Consider the following 18,044-nt stretch of genomic DNA (forward strand, 5'->3'; position numbering starts at 1 on the left):
CTCTACCGAGGGGCTTTACTATATCAGGAAAGTCAGATTATTGCTTTCACTAATCATATTCTATTATACTTCTGGGAATAATGCAGTAGACAAGTAGCGTTCGCCTGTATCAGGAAGAATGACTACGATGTTTTTGCCTTTATTTTCAGGGCGTTTAGCCAATTCTTGAGCAGCCCAAAGAGCAGCACCAGAGGAGATACCAACTAGGATACCTTCTGTATGACCAAATGCTTGAGATGTAGCAAATGCATCATCATTAGTTACTTGGATTACTTCATCGTAAATATTAGTATCCAAAGTATCAGGAATGAAACCAGCGCCTAAGCCTTGAATTTTATGAGGGCCTGGTTTGCCATTAGACAATACTGGGGAATCAGTTGGTTCAACAGCTACAACTTTTACGCCAGGGTTTTGTTCTTTTAAATAACGACCTGCACCTGTTAAAGTACCGCCTGTACCAACACCAGCCACATAGATATCTACAGCACCATCAGTATCTTGCCAGATTTCAGGACCAGTTGTTTTGTAATGAATTGCTGGATTTGCTTGATTTACGAATTGACCTGCTTCGATAGCACCAGCAGTAGCTGTTACGATTTCTTTAGCTTTAGCAATGGCCCCTTTCATACCAAGAGCACCATCAGTTAAAACAAGTTGAGCACCATAACCGAGCATCAATTTACGACGTTCGATAGACATTGTTTCAGGCATTACAATAACTACTTTATAGCCAAGAGCAGCACCAACAGCAGATAAACCGATACCTGTATTACCAGATGTTGCTTCTACAATTGTACCGCCTGGTTGTAATTCACCAGATTCAACAGCTGCTTGAATAATTGCTGCAGCGATACGATCTTTTACAGAGCCACCTGGATTGAAGTATTCCAATTTAGCTAAAATATTAGCATCTGCTCCATATTTTTTACCAAAACGTGTAGCAGCCAATAAAGGTGTTTTACCAATTAATTCAACGAAAGATTTTGCAATATTAGACATAATAGTCACTCCTTATTAAATAGAACCATCCCAATTGTCATATTTTGTATCAAGTTTAGCGTAAGTTCCATCAATTACATCTTGAAGAGTTACGTTTTCTAGATAATCATGAATATAGTTTTGTAATCCTGCCCAGAAACCAACAGTTCTTTCATTGATTACTGTATCAGTACTCACCCCTTCATCAAGAGTGGAGATGATAGCCATGGATTCTTCCGTGGCAAGCAAAATTTCAATAATAGTGTACTCTTTAGGGCTTTTAGATAAGCGATAGCCTCCGTATTTACCACGAATACTATCCACTAGGTTAGCGGCACCCAAACGAGCCACAATACCCTCAAGGTATTTCTCAGATATACCTTGTCGTTCTGCAACGGATCGCAAGGAAACCGGTTTATCCTGACCTTGCTCTGCTAAATCGATGAGAACCATCAATGCATAGCGACCTTTTGTGGAAATCCTCATATATCTTGCCTCTCTTTGTAAAAGTTAGTGCTAACACACCCCATGTTATAAAGCACTTATCCTACTTCATTTATAAAACCTTGTGTATCACTAGGAATTAATTTCATTATAGACCACTAAATCTAAAAATGCAAGAACTTATTTCCTACTTTTACAAGGGGGTATTTAAAGCCCTTATATTTATTGGCCTAAACCTATATTATTGATTTATTTTATTCTATTATTAGACTTGCAATCACACCTATTGATACATTAACAATTTTACATAACACAAAAGGACCAGCCCGAAGGCCAGTCCTTTTGCGTATAGTTTGTAGTTTGTTATATGAGGTTTACCATGATGAATTGGAGAGGGTTCATCTGGTATTGGGACTTACCGTATCGTCAGGAAAACGATGCGCGCCCGTTTTGTCATTTGAGGAGTTGTCTAGATTATTCTAGCGTTTAGGTTATTTCTAAATTAGATTTTACCTACTAGGTCAAGACCTGGTTTCAATGTGTCTTTACCTGGTTTCCAACGTGCAGGACATACTTGATCACCATGTTTTGCTACGAATTGAGCCGCTTGTACTTTACGAACCAATTCTTCAGCAGAACGGCCGATACCCATATCATGGATTTCAGCTGTACGAACGAAACCTTCTGGATCTACTACGAATGTACCACGGTAAGCCATAGCAGATTCTTCTTGGAATACGTCGAAGAAATCAGCTAATTCATGTTTTTTATCAGCTAACATGTAGTACTCGATTTTATTAATGCTTGGAGAAGCATCAGACCATGCTTTGTGAACGAATTCAGAGTCACAAGATACGGAGTAAACTTCGCAACCTAGTTCTTTCAATTCTGCATAAGAGTTTTGTACGTCTTCTAATTCTGTAGGGCAAACAAATGTGAAGTCTGCTGGATAGAATACGAAGATGGACCATTTGCCCAACACATCGGCAGTACTAACTTTTACTAATTCAGGTTTTTTGAAAGCATCTAGAGTAAATTCAGGAAGTTGTTTACCAATAATAGACATGTTATGTCCTCCTTAATTGAGTTCTAATGTAACAATTATATTATTATCGGTGTACTTATCACCAAATCTATATCTATATCTATCTTTGTCTATATAATAACAAATATCATTCAAGATTGCAAGTGTTATTTTTAAATTTATCGATATATTTTTCCAATATTGTTCGATGTAAATAAAAAAGAAGAAAGATGCTCATTTCTGAGCATCTTTCTTCTTTTTACGTACTACAACAGACTTACTGTTCACAGTAGCATGATCAAAAGCGATTAAACCCGCTATATTAGCAAGCCCTCTCCGTGCTATATGACCAGTTGTAGATTGTTCTTTTCCTGATTTACCATATACAAACTGCTCTAGTTTGAGTGCAGCTAATATAAATAAACCTATAATAGATAAAATAGATCCCATTTTTTACTTTATTTTTTAAGTTCTAAGATCGCATCTACGAAGCCACGGAATAATGGATGAGCATTGTTTGGACGAGATTTAAGCTCTGGATGAGCTTGTGTACCAATGAAGAATGGGTGGTTTTTCACTTCAATACTTTCCACAAGGCGACCATCTGGAGATGTACCAGAGATAACTAAGCCAGCATCAGTCAATTGTTGACGATATTCATTGTTAAACTCATAACGATGACGATGACGTTCATAAATCAAATCTTCACCATAGGCTTCATGAGTTTTTGTACCTGCTTCCACTTTACATGGATAGATACCAAGACGCATTGTGCCGCCTTTTTTATCTACATCAACTTGATCACTCATCAAGTCGATAACTTTATATTTAGCGTTTTCGTCGAATTCACTAGATGTAGCACCTTCCATACCACATACGTTACGAGCAAATTCCATTACTGCAGATTGCATGCCAAGACATAAGCCAAGGAATGGAATATTGTTTTCACGAGCGTATTGAATTGTGCGGATTTTACCTTCTACACCACGGGAACCAAAACCACCTGGTACAATGATACCATCAACACCTTCATACACTTCTTTAGGATCTACAGCTGTATCATCTAGTTCTTCAGAGTCAATCCAACGAAGGTTAACTTTAGTACCTGTAGCGATGCCAGCATGATCTAATGCTTCAACTACGGATAGATACGCATCATGTAATGCTACATATTTACCAACGATAGCCACGGTAATATCTTTGCTTGGGTTCAAGATTTTATGAACCATTTCTTTCCACTCAGTCATATCGCAAGGGCGTTCTTCAAGGCCTAATTTTTTAATAACAATATCATCAAGGCCTTGGTCTTGCATCATCAACGGTACTTCATAGATGGAACTACAAGTTTGATTTTCAATAACTGCTTCTGGTTCTACGTCGCAGAACAAAGCAAGTTTTTCTTTCATTTCATCGGAAATGTGTTTTTCGCTGCGGCATACCAAAATATCTGGTTGAATACCGATGCTGCGCAATTCTTTTACGCTATGTTGTGTAGGTTTAGTTTTCAATTCGCCTGCTGCATTAATGTAAGGCACCAATGTTACGTGAATGTAAAGTACATCATTACGGCCTACTTCTTTTTTCACTTGGCGGATAGCTTCCATGAATGGCAAGCTTTCAATATCACCTACAGTACCACCGATTTCAGTGATAACTACATCAGCATTATCCTCTTTACCTACGCGGTATACATTTTCTTTAATTTCATTTGTAATATGTGGAATTACTTGTACAGTGCTGCCCAAGTAGTCACCTTTACGTTCTTTATTGATTACAGACCAGTACACTTTACCTGCTGTGATGTTGGAACGTTTACTAAGGTTAATATCGATAAAGCGTTCATAATGGCCTAAATCAAGGTCAGTTTCAGCGCCATCATCTGTTACGAATACTTCACCATGTTGGTAAGGGCTCATCGTACCAGGGTCAATATTAATATATGGATCAAATTTTTGAATCGTTACATTGAAACCGCGGTTTTTAAGCAAGCGACCCAAAGATGCTGCAGTAATCCCTTTACCAAGAGAAGAAACAACGCCGCCAGTTACGAAAATATACTTAGTTGCCATGATGCCTCCCACCTATTACATTTTTTCCGGAGCGGAAATACCTAAAATACCCAAGCCTTGACGAAGAACGAGGGCAATCGCTGTGATTAATCCTAGACGAGCTTGTTGCAATGCTGGATCTACGCCAATGATACGACCTTGACGATAGAAGGAGTGGAACATGCTTGCTAAATCGTATAAGTAACGAGCAATACGATGAGGTGCACGATGTTCAGCAGATTGAACTACCTCTTCTGGATATTCAGCTAATTTCTTAATTAATTCTAATTCCATTTCGCTTGTAAGCGTTGTGAAATCAGTTTCACTATAATCGCCAAATGCGATGCCAGCTTCACGCACTTGGTTGTAAATGCTGTGAATACGAGCATGAGCATATTGGATATAATACACTGGGTTATCATTGCTACGAGATTTCGCCAAGTTAATATCAAAATCAAGTTGGCTATCTAAGGAGCGCATCAAGAAGAAGTAACGAGATGCATCTACGCCTACTTCATCAATCAACTCATCTAAGGTAATGCTATCGCCGCTACGTTTAGATAATTTAACGAGTTCCCCATCCCGGAACAATGCTACCATTTGCAATAACAATACAGTTAATTGGTCTGGATCATAACCAAAAGCAGCCATAGCAGCTTTTACACGGCATACATAACCATGATGGTCAGCACCCCAAATATCAATCATTTCTTTGAATCCACGATCATATTTGCTGCGGTGGTATGCAATATCTGCCGCTAAGTATGTAGGAACACCATTATCACGAATAACAACGCGGTCTTTATCGTCACCATAATCAGTGGATTTCAACCACAAAGCGCCGTCTTTTTCGTATACTTTGCCAAGAGCCTTTAACGCCTCTACGGAGTGATGAATTTCCTCAGTTTCATGAACAGTACGTTCAGAGAACCAATTATCGAAAGTAACACGGAAGTTTCTCAATGTCTCCTCTAGGCGAGCTAGCTTTTCTTTAAGACCTTCCTCTTTGAACAAGGCAATACGATCTGCTTCGTTCATAGCATTTAATTTATCAAAGCCTTCGCGTTCTGCAATAGCTTTTGCAGTCTCGATAATATCAGGACCACGGTAGCCATTTTCAGGGAATACGAGAGCCCCTTCTGGAATATCGAATTCAGGCATGGAACCGTCTTCGTTGCGCTTAGGTGGGAACACTAATGTAGCACCTTGCAACTCTTGGAAACGGTACTCAATGGAGATAGCCATATTATCGATTTGGTTACCTGCATCATTGATGTAATACTCAGATTGTACATTGTAACCTGCTGCACGCAACAAGTTTACAAGTGCACTACCATATGCAGCACCACGACCATGACCGACATGCAACGGACCTGTTGGGTTCGCACTTACGTACTCTACTTGAATCGTATCGCGCGCACGCAATGGTTGAACACCATACTGTTCACCAGCATTTAAAATGGCTTTCAACGTATCGTACACCATATCAGATTTCAAGAAGAAGTTGATGAAACCTGCACCAGCAACCTCAGCACGTTCGAGCCAATCAAAATTCATATGGCTAATCAAAGCCTCTGCAATAGCACGCGGGTTTTGACGAGCTATACGAGCGGATTGCATAGCGATATTTGTAGAAAAATCACCGAATTCTTTTTGAGGTGGCACTTCGAGAACGATTTCTGGATATTCCCCAGCTGGTAAACCACCGCTGTTAATCGTATCTTGTAATGCCTGTTCAATCCCCGATTTCAGGATTTCCTTCATTTCCATGCTCTGTATCCTCCCGCACGTCTATATCTAACTGATTATAAAATTGCCATTCACCTTCTACGGAAATGTCATATCCTAAATGAACATGACCTACGCCTTCGTGAAAGTCTACTGTTAATTCATGAGTGTTCACGGCCATGTGTAAATCACCATACGGTGTTTCATACACGGACTCGCGCTCTTCACCACGGACATATTGATGACGCATATTAACAGCCCCTGTTCGGAGCAATACAATAGAGTCATCATGGATTTTAATGGTCGTCTTTACCCCATCTAAGCCAGTCACACTAGATTCTTCGTAACGCACATACTGTGTATTACCCTTTTCATGTGATGTACCCGGGGAAATCAGTTCCACTACGGTATCCTTGCCGTCCATATCTCGTTGTACACTTTTTACGGACACTAGAACCCGCTTCATTTTTCAACCTCCATGGTAGTAATTAATCATCATATTATACCATAACTAAGGACTATTTTGCACCCTTAATGAGCCTCAACTTCTTAGTCTTTGTCATCTGTTTAATGGCATACTCTCTACGTTGTGCATCCTGTTTATTGTGAAAGCTTTCAGAATATACCAATTCAACAGGACGTCGCCCCCTCGTATACTTAGCACCACCTGGGATATGGCCATTATGAGCCTCCATACGACGCTCAAGATCTGTAGTCCATCCACAGTACAAGGAATCATCAGAACAACGCACTAAATACACATAGTGTCGTTCTTCAGGCTTAGCCTCCTTATTTACCATTTTTCGCATCATCAGTAATCGGTTCCAATGTAATGGTATTAATGATTACTGGTTCTACAGGCTTATCATTGCGACCCGTTTTCACTTTGCCGATTTTTTCAACTACATCCATGCCTTGTACTACAGTACCAAAGATAGTGTGTTTATTATCTAACCAATCTGTAGGTCCCAATGTAATAAAGAACTGAGAGCCGCCTGTATTAGGGCCACGATTTGCCATAGCGAGAACGCCCATTTTGTTAAAATGTAAATCATTAGAGAATTCATCAGGAATTGTATAGCCTGGACCACCAGCACCTGTACCATCTGGATCCCCACCTTGAATCATAAAGCCTTCGATAACGCGGTGGAATGTAACACCATTATAGAAACCTTTTTTCACTAGGTAATCAAAGTTTTTTACGGTAATAGGCGCTTTAGATCCTAGCAAACGAACTTTGAATTGACCATAATTTGTATCAAAAATAGCATACTCATCAGCGATTGGCGCATTAGAGAAATTGGGCATGGTTACAGACTCTGCCTTTACAGTATTCCCTTGTGGTTGTTCCCCACTTTTTGTACCACAAGCTGCTGTCCCAAGCATTGTAATCCCTAACATTGCGCATAAAGCCAAGCGTTTCCAGTTCATAGTTCCCCCCAAAATGTATCGTATATACTAACATGTATGTAAAATTCACATAGAAAAGCCGCTCAACCCGTGAGCGGCTCTTTTTTAGTATATCATGTTTTAGAGAAAATTTGGTTTAAATAATTATTAAATTTACCAATTTATATAACCTTATACTTTCAGTTATATATTAGCTATTATTTACCATCAAATTGTTCTGGGTTCGTACTGTTATAGGTATGAATTTAACTAAACTAATCAATCCACTTGAAATGCTTACACGCATTATAAATGCCATCCTTATCACAGTCGGTAGTGATATAATCGGCTTTTTCTTTCAATTCAGTACGTGCATTCCCCATGGCAATATTAAGCCATTCTGGCCTAAACATAGATAAATCATTATATCCATCACCAAATACTACGGCTTGATTAGGTTTCATACCAAAATAATCAAGCATATTGCGAATACCCAAAGCTTTTTCCATTGGTTCATATAAAACACAGCCATCGCCATAACGAATGAGCTTATGCGTCATATGCTCAATTTCTTTTTCCTCTTCTTCCCCTTCTTTAAAGAACACATAAATCTTATAAAACTCTTCTACATTATGAAAGTCAAAATTAGGATCTACTGTCGTTTTAAAAACATCCCAATTCGGATGCCAATCTAATATTTCCTTATACGGCGTAATTCGGCCTAATTTATTCTGATCTGTTACAGCCCAAGGAATATGATGAGACTCTAAATACTCTAAATATTTAATACATGCATCGCGATCCATGCCAATCATAGACACTAGCTCATTATTTACAGTAATACTGTGACCACCATCAGCTACAAAGTCAGTAAGCCCCGCTTGATCCGCAAAGCGTTTAGCATCCACTTGAATACGTCCAGTAGCCAAGGCTACACGGTGTCCGCGACGTTTCAGCTCATCTAAACAGTATTGTGCACTATCAGGAATCTTCCCTTCAGGCCATACAGCTAGGGTATTGTCAATATCAAAAAAGAAAAACTTCTGCTCCACAGGCCCTCCTAATCGCGTCCACTCATTAACTTAAACCGCTCTTTTTGTTTTACATCTGGATATTTTTCTTGATCCACATCACTCAAAAACATATCTAGTGGTCGTACATATAAGTCACGTTGATCATATAATTTTTGATACACTACGAACTGTTCACTCGTTTCCGAATGAGTTGCAACATCTAACACATAATAGTACATGCCTTTAAAATGACGATATAAGCCACCCTTTACAATTTTTCGCATTTATAACCTCATCACATAACATACACAAACGGTTACAAATTATATTAATCAAGAGATTCCATGTATTGAATAGCCTTAGTTAACATATCTGCTGTAATTTTGTACGGAGATACATCAATATCATGAACAGATGTAGCCTTTTCAACAATTTGAGGAATATGCGATGCAGTAAGACCTAATTGTGAAAGTTTAGTAGGCCAACCTAATTCGCGGTATATTGGCAACCACCGTTGTAATTCATCCATTTGTTGGTCAACGGTTAACAAAATAAGTAAGCCATATGCTACCATTTCACCATGCAAATGGTTTTCTTCTGTTTCTTTATTAGTAACACAGCCATAACATACAGCATGAGCCATATTACTATTATATGCCATAGGAACACAACCCGATACAATACCGGTAGTAAAGATAACAGTCATAGCAATGGTATCAAATGCATCACTACGTTTTTTAGCTTGACTGTCTTTATAGGCTTGTATACCATATGCTAAAATTGGTTCACTACACATAGAAGCTAGAGTAAGGCCTAACTGAGTATTATAGTCTTGCTCACGATTGCGAGCAGAAAGATGAGTTTCATAGTGTTTTGCAATAGTATCTCCCATTCCCGCCCACAAGTAACGGCTTGGTGCTTCTACGAGAATATCAGCATCAATAAAGCAGTGCACAGGAGGATGATTTACAAAGGCTACGTCATCAAAAGTATGATCTGCAGTGTATACAGCTGCTACTTCTGACGTTGCAGCACAAGTAGAGGCAATGGTCGGAATTGTAAAGAATGGTTTATCATCTAACTCTAGAGCTACTACTTTTACCGTATCCATGGCCTTACCGCCACCAACAGCAAACATAAAGTCCGCATCTTTTACAGAAGCCATTTGTGCAATTTCCTTACCTCGAGCGAAAGTACACTCTCCACCAAAGTGAATAATATCTAGCACTTTAATCCCTGCTTTATCAAGCACTGGACGAATGTGTGGCAAAGCTTTAGAAAGAGCTGTTTCACCACCGATGATGGCTACAGACTTGCCATATAATTTTGTAAATTTGGGAATACTGTCAAACACATCATGACCGCCAAAACTATAACTAGGTAAACAATGAGTACTACGCATAAAATTTTCCTTCCTTCCTCTATCATGTATATCCTTATTATAGAAACTTCTACTTACAAAATCAATTTTATATGACAACACATAAAACACAAAAAGGTTCTATACTTTCACAAAAATGAAAGCATAGAACCTTTAGTTTTATTATTTATTATTAGAAACAAGACCTTTATGAATAAGACCTACAATAAAACCGAGTATTGCAAAGCTCACCCATCCCATACCTGCCGCTTGGAATGGAATATATTGAGTAAATAACCCCTCTAAAGCATCTGGTGCAATACCAGCGGTTTCTAAGCCAGTCATAAGTGCAGAGATCATTGTAAGACCAATTGTCCATGCATATATACATCGACGACCGCCAAATACATCGTTAATTAATGCGAGTAAAATAATTACAATTGTCAACGGATACAACAACATTAACACAGGAATGGCAGCACTGATGATTGTCTTTAGGCCAAACATACTAAGACCAAAAGCTGCAACAGAGAAAATAACTACATATAACTTGTAGCTAATCTTTGGTGTCAACTTATGGAAGTATGTACCACAAGAAGTAATTAAACCAATACTTGTAGACAAACAAGCTAAGAGAACAATAATTGCCAAGATAATTTGACCAAAATCACCAAATAAATAACTAGCACTAGTAGACAGTACAGGCGCACCTGTATCAAATAGACCGAAGCGTTCAACACTAGTAGCACCAATGTTAGCGATAAATACATACACAATACCGAGAAGACCTACGGCAATAGCACCAACTTCCATCACGGTTTTAGTAATTACTTCATGATTTGTAGCGCCACTAAGTCGAACAAAGTCGATAACAAGAATAGCAAATACTACAGAAGCTAACGCATCCATTGTATTATAGCCATCTAAGAATCCTTGTAACACAGCAGTAGGTGCATCTCCATACGCTGGTTGTGGCAATGCATAACCACCAATTGGCGTAATAAAGGATTTAACAATAAGTAACAAGATAACTAATAATAAAGCTGGAGTTAAAATGTTACCAATGCGATTTACAAGCTTGTGAGGGCTAATGGATAACCATAAAGATACACCAAAGAATATGGCGAGGAATATGGGTTCCATATTCATATGCAAGCCTTCAGCAAATGGCTTAATCGCAATTTCATAAGCTACTGTACCAGTACGCGGTGTGGCAAACATAGGCCCAATACTCAAGTAAAGTGCGATAGTGTATATTAAGCCATAAATTGGATGAACACGACTCGCTAACTCTTCAACATCTTTACAAGACGAGTAGCCCATAGCTACAACACCTAATAGTGGAAGGCCTACACCGGTTAATACAAAGCCGAACAAAGCCCAACCCACGTTATCACCAGAATGTTGACCTAAGGCCGCTGGGAAGATCAAGTTCCCTGCCCCAAAGAATAGGGCGAATAACATCATGCCTATAGCCCAATAGGCACGAGCAGATAATTTATCATTACCATTCATAAACGTAACCCCCTTTAGGTTATATATAGAAATAATATTACTATTATAATCCTAACGAGGATATGTATGCAATAAAAATATCCTTGTTATGATATATCGGCATAACGTTATTCCTATAAGTAAAGGAAATTAAACATCCGCCTTTTTGATGTGAACTTGCACATCATAGAATGTACTACCCCAACCTTGATCCGTAGGTCTGTCTGCTGTAAGTACATTAATACCTACATTAGGATCACTAGATTGTGATTGCCACCATACGCCAAGGGTTACCAACGTACCTCGTTGCACATCTTCATCGTAGTAACCTTTAATTCTTACACTACCACGTTGATTATAGATTTCTACTTCGTCGCCATCATTAATATTATATACTTTTGCATCTTCAGGATTGATGCGTAGTTTCATCAATTCAGGATCATCAAACTCTAACTCACAGAAGCTAGAATCTAAAATACGAATATCATTGCCGATAATAAGCCAGAATGGTGCCCCATCTCCATATGGCGGCAAATAGCGAATTAACGGTTCTACATCTTGAGGATTATATAACTCAATCTTTCCAGATGGCGTTTTAAAATCTAATTTATAATTTTCAGGCAATGTCATTTCTACTGGTTCACCTTGGAGAATTAAATTTTGATCATCCTTAGAAATACGGTGCGACGTACTTACAATTTGGTCTATTAACTCTCGTTCACTATGATTAAAGAATTCATCTGTAAGTCCCATACGTTTAGCTAATTCAGAAATCACTTGCCAGTTAGAGCGTGATTCGCCAATAGGATCGATTAATTTATAACCCGTTCCAATTGTATAGTGCCCATAGGAGTTATATATATCATCATGTTCTACTGATGTTGTGGCGGGCAATACAATATCTGCATATTTACATGTGTCGGTGAAGAAGCGTTCATGAACAACAGTAAATAAATCATCTCTCATCAAGCCTCTTCGCACCACATTTTGATCAGGTGCTGTTATAGCCGGATTACTAGAGAATACATAGAGACTGTGCACAGCTGTACCTGATGGTTTTGTAAGCATTTCACCTAGTTTAATCATAGGCATCAATCGTTTTGCTGGTGCATCCACATGAGCCTGTTGCATCACTTCTTTGCCCACAAACTTACTACCACTAGCACTCGATAATAAGCCACCGCCTAAATGTTGCCAAGCTCCAACTACAGCAGGTAATGCATTAATAGCACGACAGTTCATAGCACCATTCCCATAGCGTGATAACCCACTGCCAAGGCGTATAAATGGAGCCTTAGCTTTAGCATATGCATGGGCAAACTCAATCATACGCTCTACGGAAACGCCACAAAGTTCAGCTGCTTTTTCCGGTGTAAAATCAAGCAACACATCGTTTACGAGTTCATCATAACCTTGTACATGTTTCTTAATAAAATCTATATCTGCTAAACCGTCTCGATGAATAATATGAAGCATACCTAGCGCTAAGGCGCCATCACTACCTGGTTTTACGTAAATATGTTCATGAGCTTGATTAAAAGTATAGGTTTTATGAGTATCAATAATCCAAACACGAGCGCCATTCTTTTTTGCCACGTTTACATCATGTAAAATATGGACATCGGTAGCAGTGGCATTAACGCCCCACAAAACAATTAAATCACTATGCTGTGCCTCTTGCGGTTTAATGGCTAGTGTATCACCATAAACAGAGCGAAATCCTGCCTGTTTTGCAGGGGAGCAAATACCACGATCTTGGTCTGTTGCCCCAATACGGCGGAAGAAATAATCTGCTGCTGGGCTTTGAATTACCCCCATCGTACCTGCATAGGAGTAGCGCAAAATACTTTCACTGCCATGAGTACTAATAGTTTCTTTAAAATTATTAACAATGGTATCTAATGCCTCATCCCAACTGATACGTATATATTGGTCTTCACCGATTCCTTTTTTACCAATCCGTTTCATTGGGTACTGTAAACGCAATGGAGAATGAACCACATGTTCGTAATGCGCCATTTTAGGGCATAATGTACCTCTTGTAAAAGCATGATCTCTATTACCACGAACAGATACTACTCTATTGTTCTCTACCGATACGATTAGACCACATGCATCTGGGCAATCATAAGGACATACTGATTTGTATTCTTTCAAAATAAGCACCTCGCTTATAAATTATATAAACTATAGGATGTATATTTATATTATATTACAGCATCATCTGTATAAGTGTAACCTTTAACACATTTTCTATCTTCACAGAGATTAAAATCATTGCATATCATGCATATCAATACATTCAGTTATCACAATACGTTGCTATACACATCAAAAAATTTTATATATGTTATTGAACATTTCAAGTTTTATCGATGTTTATCTGTTCTCATTCTTGCTCAAAGCCTAAACAGATATACTAATAAGCTCTATAAAAATACTGAAAATCTATAAAAAAAACATGCAATCATAACTAAAAGTCATAACCATATAGTTTTAGGTATAATCGGATGTTTCAGTAATCGACCTTGGAATATGTGACAAACATCACCGGTACGTATGCGTATTTAGTAATGTGTTTCAGACTGTAAGACTATTCAATCTCACTTCTTTCTGTGCTATACTGACATTGTCATTTGAGAGGATATAGAGCTCACCAGATATCATTTAAACTTCATGATATTTTAGAGTGACGTTACTATATCAGGTACATATTTTCTGAAAAGAGGTTTTAACGATGGCAGACGCAAAAAACACTGTGTTATTCCCTTATGAAACATTGAAAAAATTAAGCATGGACGCTTTCCAAAAATTCGGTTTCTCCGAAAAAGAAGCTGACATCATCCAAGACGTACTTTTGACTTCCGACTTGTTCGGTATTCAAAGCCATGGTATGCAACGTATGGTTCGTTACCACAAAGGTATCACTAATGGCTTGATCAAAATCGACGCAAAACCTGAAATCGTAAAAGAAACTCCAATTTCCGCAGTTATCGACGGTCATGACGGCATGGGCCAAATCTTGGGCCACATGGCTATGGAAATGGCTATCGAAAAAGCTAAAAAATCCGGTGTTGGTATTGTATCCGTACGTAACTCCAACCACTATGGTATCGCTGGTTACTATGCTAAAATGGCATCCGACCAAGGCTTAATCGGTTTCTCTTGTACAAACTCCGAAGCAATCATGGTTCCTGTATATGCTCGTAAAGCTATGCTTGGTTCTAACCCTATCGCTTGGACTGTACCTGCTGATCCTGTTGACTTCTTCTTCGATTGCTCCACTACAGTAGTAACTCGTGGTAAACTTGAAATGTACAACAAAATGGGCAAAGCTACTCCAGATGGTTGGGCTGTTAATAAAGACGGCGTTCCTTCCACTGATGCAGCTGAAGTATTGGGCAACATCTCCCGTCATGAAGGCGGCGGTATCCTTCCTTTAGGTGGTGCTACAGAAGTTCTTGGCGGCCACAAAGGTTATGGTAACGGCATGATTGCTGAATTATTCTCCTCCATCTTGTCTCAAGGCGGTACTTCCAACAAATGTATGGTTGGCGGTAAATCCAATATCTGCCACGGCTTCATGGCTATCAACCCTGAATTCTTCGGTGACCCAGCTGAAATCAAAAAACACTTCTCCCAATTCTTACAAGAATTACGTGAAGCTCCTAAAGCTGCTGGTCAAGACCGCATCTACACTCATGGTGAAAAAGAACATGAATCCGTTGAAAAAGTTAAAGCTGAAGGCATCCCTGTACTTAACGGTACAATGCTAGAAGTTCAAGATCTTTGCAACGAATTGGGTCTAGACTTCAAATCCTACTTCGGCGATTATGTACCAGAAGCTCCTGCTACAATGTTCAAAGGTAACTACTAATACCTAAGACCTTACAAAGGCCCTAACACGGACATGTAGTCAGTAAAGAAGGGGACATAAACACTGTTTATGTCCCCTCTCTTATATTTTTAACCTCATAATGTATGAGGTTAAAAATTTTTAAGGAATATATCATTTTTTATGATAAGTATATCTGTTATTTTATTGTAATCTTTTATTTTAACTGAACTTTTACAACTTAATACAATAGTTATTTACTCATCAATTAAATTGATTAAGCTACATCGTCCTGTTAAGCATATATTTTTATTTTTCTTGAAAGGATGATTTTAGAAATGAGTGCTATCACCGTTTTATTAGCGTTAGCGCCTATCATTTGGTTAATCGTAGCATTATCCATCTTGAAATTACCGGCATGGAAAGCAACCACTGTTGCCGCAATTGGTTCTTTCATCATCGCCATTACAGCATTCCAAGCTAATCCACTCCATATGGCGACAGGCGCCCTCGAAGGCGCCGCATTGGCACTTTGGCCAATCCTACTAGTTATTACAGCTGCTATCTTCGTTTATAACTTGGTAGTACATACGAAAGCAATGGAAACTATTAAAACAATGCTTTCTTCTGTAACATCTGATACTCGTGTACTCGCATTGTTACTTGCATGGGGCTTTGGTGCCTTCATGGAAGGTATGGCTGGCTTTGGTACTGCCGTTGCAATTCCAGCTGCTATGATGGTTGCCGTAGGTTTTGACCCACTAAAATCTATCATCGCATGTCTCGTTGCAAACTCCGTACCTACAACATTCGGCTCCATCGGTATTCCAACTACTACATTGGCATCCTTAACAAACCTTGATCCAAGTCACTTAGGTACATTCATTTCTGTACAATTATTCTTACTTAACCTTATCGCACCATTCTTCGTTGTTATGATCATTGGTGGCGGTATTAAAGCGTTAAAAGGCGTATTCCTTGTAACATTACTTTCCGGTTTAGCATTAGCTATTCCTGAAACTATAATCAACGCAGTAATGGGTCCAGAATTATCCGTAATCTCTGCATCCATCGTTATCATGGCAGTTATCATTATCTGTGCGAAAATCATGCCTCCTAATGATCCTGAATACGCAGTTAAGCAAACTGGTGAAGTTCCTAAAGTTTCCAGTGGTGAAGGCCTTGTAGCTGCAATGCCATTCATCTTGATCTTCGTATTATTGTTATTAACTTCTAAATTATTCCCTGCAATCAACGGTCCTTTGGCATCTATTAAAACTTCTGTACCAATCTATACAGGTCAAGGTGCTAAACCTTATACATTCGTATGGATTGCAACTCCTGGTATCATGATCTTCATCGCTGGTATCGTTGGTGGTTTTATCCAAAAAGCAAAAGCTGGCGAAATCTTCGGTACATTGGGTAGTACAGTTAAAAACTTGAAGTTCACATACCTTACAATCATCACAGTTGTTATGACAGCTAAATTGATGACTTACTCTGGTATGACTGCAGACATTGCAAAAGCAATGGTTGCTGGTACAGGTTCCTTGTACCCTCTATTCGCTCCTATCGTAGGTGCGTTGGGTGCCTTCTTAACAGGTTCCGGTACAAACTCCAACGTATTGTTTGGCCCACTTCAAATCGCTGCAGCTCAAGGTTTAGATCCTACAAACTTTGAAGATCTTGGCTTCTGGTTGGCAGCAGTTAACTCCGGTGCAGCTGGTATCGGCAAAATGTTGTCCCCACAATCCATCGCGATTTCTATTGGCGCCGTAGGTCCTGCTTTGAAAGCATACCTAGAAAACCACAAAGAAATTAACGCGGAAGAAGCTCACAACTTAGAACATGAAATCGAAGCTAGCGTTATCATGAACAGCGCATTTAAATACTTCTTGATCTTCATCGTTATGCATGGTTGTATCTCCTTCTTCGGTCAACATTTCATCCATGAAATTCACCACTTCTTCTTCTAAGAACTGGTAATAATAAAAAAGAGGCTGTAACAGAATGCGGTTTTACCGCATTCTAGTTGCAGCCCCTTTAAAATATAAGAAACACCAAGAAAATTAGATTTGTAAAATCGTATGTTTTCTTGGTGTTTCGTGTTTTTAGACGCACTTAAATAGGCCTTTAGGCCTATTTAAAAATCTCTTGGTTTACGCAGTTTGTTTTGCAGTAAATAATGTTGTATTAACTCGTCCTGCTTGTATTCTGTTATGTAACTTGGCTAAATTAAATCCCATGGACAAGAGATATAGCATCTTATGCACGTTTCCACTGCCACGGTGTAAAAATCGTCTAAATCCAAGATCTTGTTTTAACACACCAAATGCGCCTTCCACTTGAATGGAACGGTTCATTCGTAATTGAATGCCTGTATCACTGAGTAGCCTATCTTGGTTCTCTGCCAATACGGTATCATACTCAGGTGTAATCTCAATTCTTTTTACTGGATTTTTTGTCGTTGCTTTTACATACCGTTGGCATTCCTTTTTGTATCCACATCGGTTACAAGACTCACAAATATATACCTTTCGCTCAGATACAAATCCTGTTTTGTTTTCCGCCTTACGCGTGAAGGCATATTTTAATTTACGTCTTTTTGCACAGATAAATGCATCTTCTTCAGGTATATACTCCATATTACGAGCTTTGCTAATATCCTTGGTCCAAGTCCTAGTTTTCGCTTTTTCGTAATATTGAGGCTTTATACAAGATAGGTAATGGT

General features: G+C 38.8%; 17 protein-coding genes. 2 read left to right on the plus strand and 15 right to left on the minus strand.

The window, feature by feature from the left end; translation table 11 throughout:
• Nucleotides 1–63: 63 nt before the first annotated feature.
• From cysK to VCHSUH03_RS05010, 14 genes are all read right to left on the minus strand, one after another.
• Nucleotides 64–999 (minus strand): cysteine synthase A, encoded by a 936-nt coding sequence (cysK, locus tag VCHSUH03_RS04945; protein ID WP_105094236.1) that lies wholly within the window; start codon nt 997–999, stop codon nt 64–66.
• A 15-nt stretch (nt 1,000–1,014) separates the two neighbouring features.
• Nucleotides 1,015–1,464, minus strand: coding sequence for an RrF2 family transcriptional regulator (locus VCHSUH03_RS04950; RefSeq protein ID WP_004698292.1), 450 nt, complete (start codon nt 1,462–1,464; stop codon nt 1,015–1,017).
• A gap of 460 nt (nt 1,465–1,924) precedes the next feature.
• Nucleotides 1,925–2,488, minus strand: coding sequence for an alkyl hydroperoxide reductase subunit C (gene ahpC / locus VCHSUH03_RS04955; RefSeq protein WP_004698190.1), 564 nt, complete (start codon nt 2,486–2,488; stop codon nt 1,925–1,927).
• Nucleotides 2,489–2,680: 192 nt separating this feature from the next.
• Entirely contained in the window at nt 2,681–2,896 is a 216-nt protein-coding gene (locus tag VCHSUH03_RS04960; protein WP_004698120.1) for a hypothetical protein, read from the minus strand.
• Between the two features lie 8 nt (nt 2,897–2,904).
• Complete coding sequence (locus VCHSUH03_RS04965) at nt 2,905–4,515, minus strand: CTP synthase (RefSeq protein ID WP_105094237.1); 1,611 nt, start codon at nt 4,513–4,515, stop codon at nt 2,905–2,907.
• Nucleotides 4,516–4,530: 15 nt separating this feature from the next.
• Nucleotides 4,531–6,264 (minus strand): arginine--tRNA ligase, encoded by a 1,734-nt coding sequence (gene argS / locus VCHSUH03_RS04970; protein ID WP_105094238.1) that lies wholly within the window; start codon nt 6,262–6,264, stop codon nt 4,531–4,533.
• A complete protein-coding gene (locus VCHSUH03_RS04975; RefSeq protein ID WP_105084980.1) occupies nt 6,230–6,688 on the minus strand; it encodes a YwiB family protein in 459 nt (152 codons plus the stop codon). Before VCHSUH03_RS04975 ends, argS begins: the two co-directional genes overlap by 35 nt.
• A 52-nt stretch (nt 6,689–6,740) precedes the next feature.
• Complete coding sequence (locus VCHSUH03_RS04980; RefSeq protein ID WP_241567138.1) at nt 6,741–7,022, minus strand: GIY-YIG nuclease family protein; 282 nt, start codon at nt 7,020–7,022, stop codon at nt 6,741–6,743.
• Nucleotides 7,012–7,653 (minus strand): peptidylprolyl isomerase, encoded by a 642-nt coding sequence (locus VCHSUH03_RS04985; RefSeq protein ID WP_105089769.1) that lies wholly within the window; start codon nt 7,651–7,653, stop codon nt 7,012–7,014. The genes VCHSUH03_RS04980 and VCHSUH03_RS04985 overlap by 11 nt, the downstream gene beginning before the upstream one ends.
• A gap of 233 nt (nt 7,654–7,886) precedes the next feature.
• On the minus strand, nt 7,887–8,663 hold the full coding sequence (locus tag VCHSUH03_RS04990; protein ID WP_105094240.1) for an HAD family hydrolase: 777 nt from the start codon (nt 8,661–8,663) through the stop codon (nt 7,887–7,889).
• An 8-nt stretch (nt 8,664–8,671) separates the two neighbouring features.
• Complete coding sequence (locus tag VCHSUH03_RS04995; protein ID WP_105094241.1) at nt 8,672–8,908, minus strand: DUF1653 domain-containing protein; 237 nt, start codon at nt 8,906–8,908, stop codon at nt 8,672–8,674.
• A 44-nt stretch (nt 8,909–8,952) separates the two neighbouring features.
• Nucleotides 8,953–10,026 (minus strand): iron-containing alcohol dehydrogenase family protein, encoded by a 1,074-nt coding sequence (locus tag VCHSUH03_RS05000; RefSeq protein WP_105094242.1) that lies wholly within the window; start codon nt 10,024–10,026, stop codon nt 8,953–8,955.
• Between the two features lie 141 nt (nt 10,027–10,167).
• Entirely contained in the window at nt 10,168–11,499 is a 1,332-nt protein-coding gene (brnQ, locus tag VCHSUH03_RS05005) for a branched-chain amino acid transport system II carrier protein (protein WP_105094243.1), read from the minus strand.
• 129 nt (nt 11,500–11,628) lie between these two features.
• Nucleotides 11,629–13,635 carry a molybdopterin-containing oxidoreductase family protein gene (locus VCHSUH03_RS05010; protein ID WP_105094244.1) on the minus strand — a complete coding sequence of 669 codons (2,007 nt, stop codon included), beginning with the start codon at nt 13,633–13,635 and terminating at the stop codon, nt 11,629–11,631.
• Between the two features lie 580 nt (nt 13,636–14,215).
• Between VCHSUH03_RS05010 and VCHSUH03_RS05015 the strand changes: the two genes are divergently transcribed.
• Nucleotides 14,216–15,355, plus strand: coding sequence for an Ldh family oxidoreductase (locus VCHSUH03_RS05015; RefSeq protein ID WP_105084988.1), 1,140 nt, complete (start codon nt 14,216–14,218; stop codon nt 15,353–15,355).
• Nucleotides 15,356–15,651: 296 nt separating this feature from the next.
• A complete protein-coding gene (locus VCHSUH03_RS05020) occupies nt 15,652–17,289 on the plus strand; it encodes an L-lactate permease (protein WP_105094245.1) in 1,638 nt (545 codons plus the stop codon).
• A gap of 183 nt (nt 17,290–17,472) precedes the next feature.
• Here the strand turns inward: VCHSUH03_RS05020 and VCHSUH03_RS05025 are convergent.
• Nucleotides 17,473–18,044 (minus strand): transposase (locus VCHSUH03_RS05025; RefSeq protein ID WP_157939974.1); only part of this gene is annotated, 572 nt, incomplete at its 5' end.

It is taken from the genome of Veillonella infantium, assembly GCF_002959895.1.
Classification (GTDB): domain Bacteria; phylum Bacillota; class Negativicutes; order Veillonellales; family Veillonellaceae; genus Veillonella; species Veillonella infantium.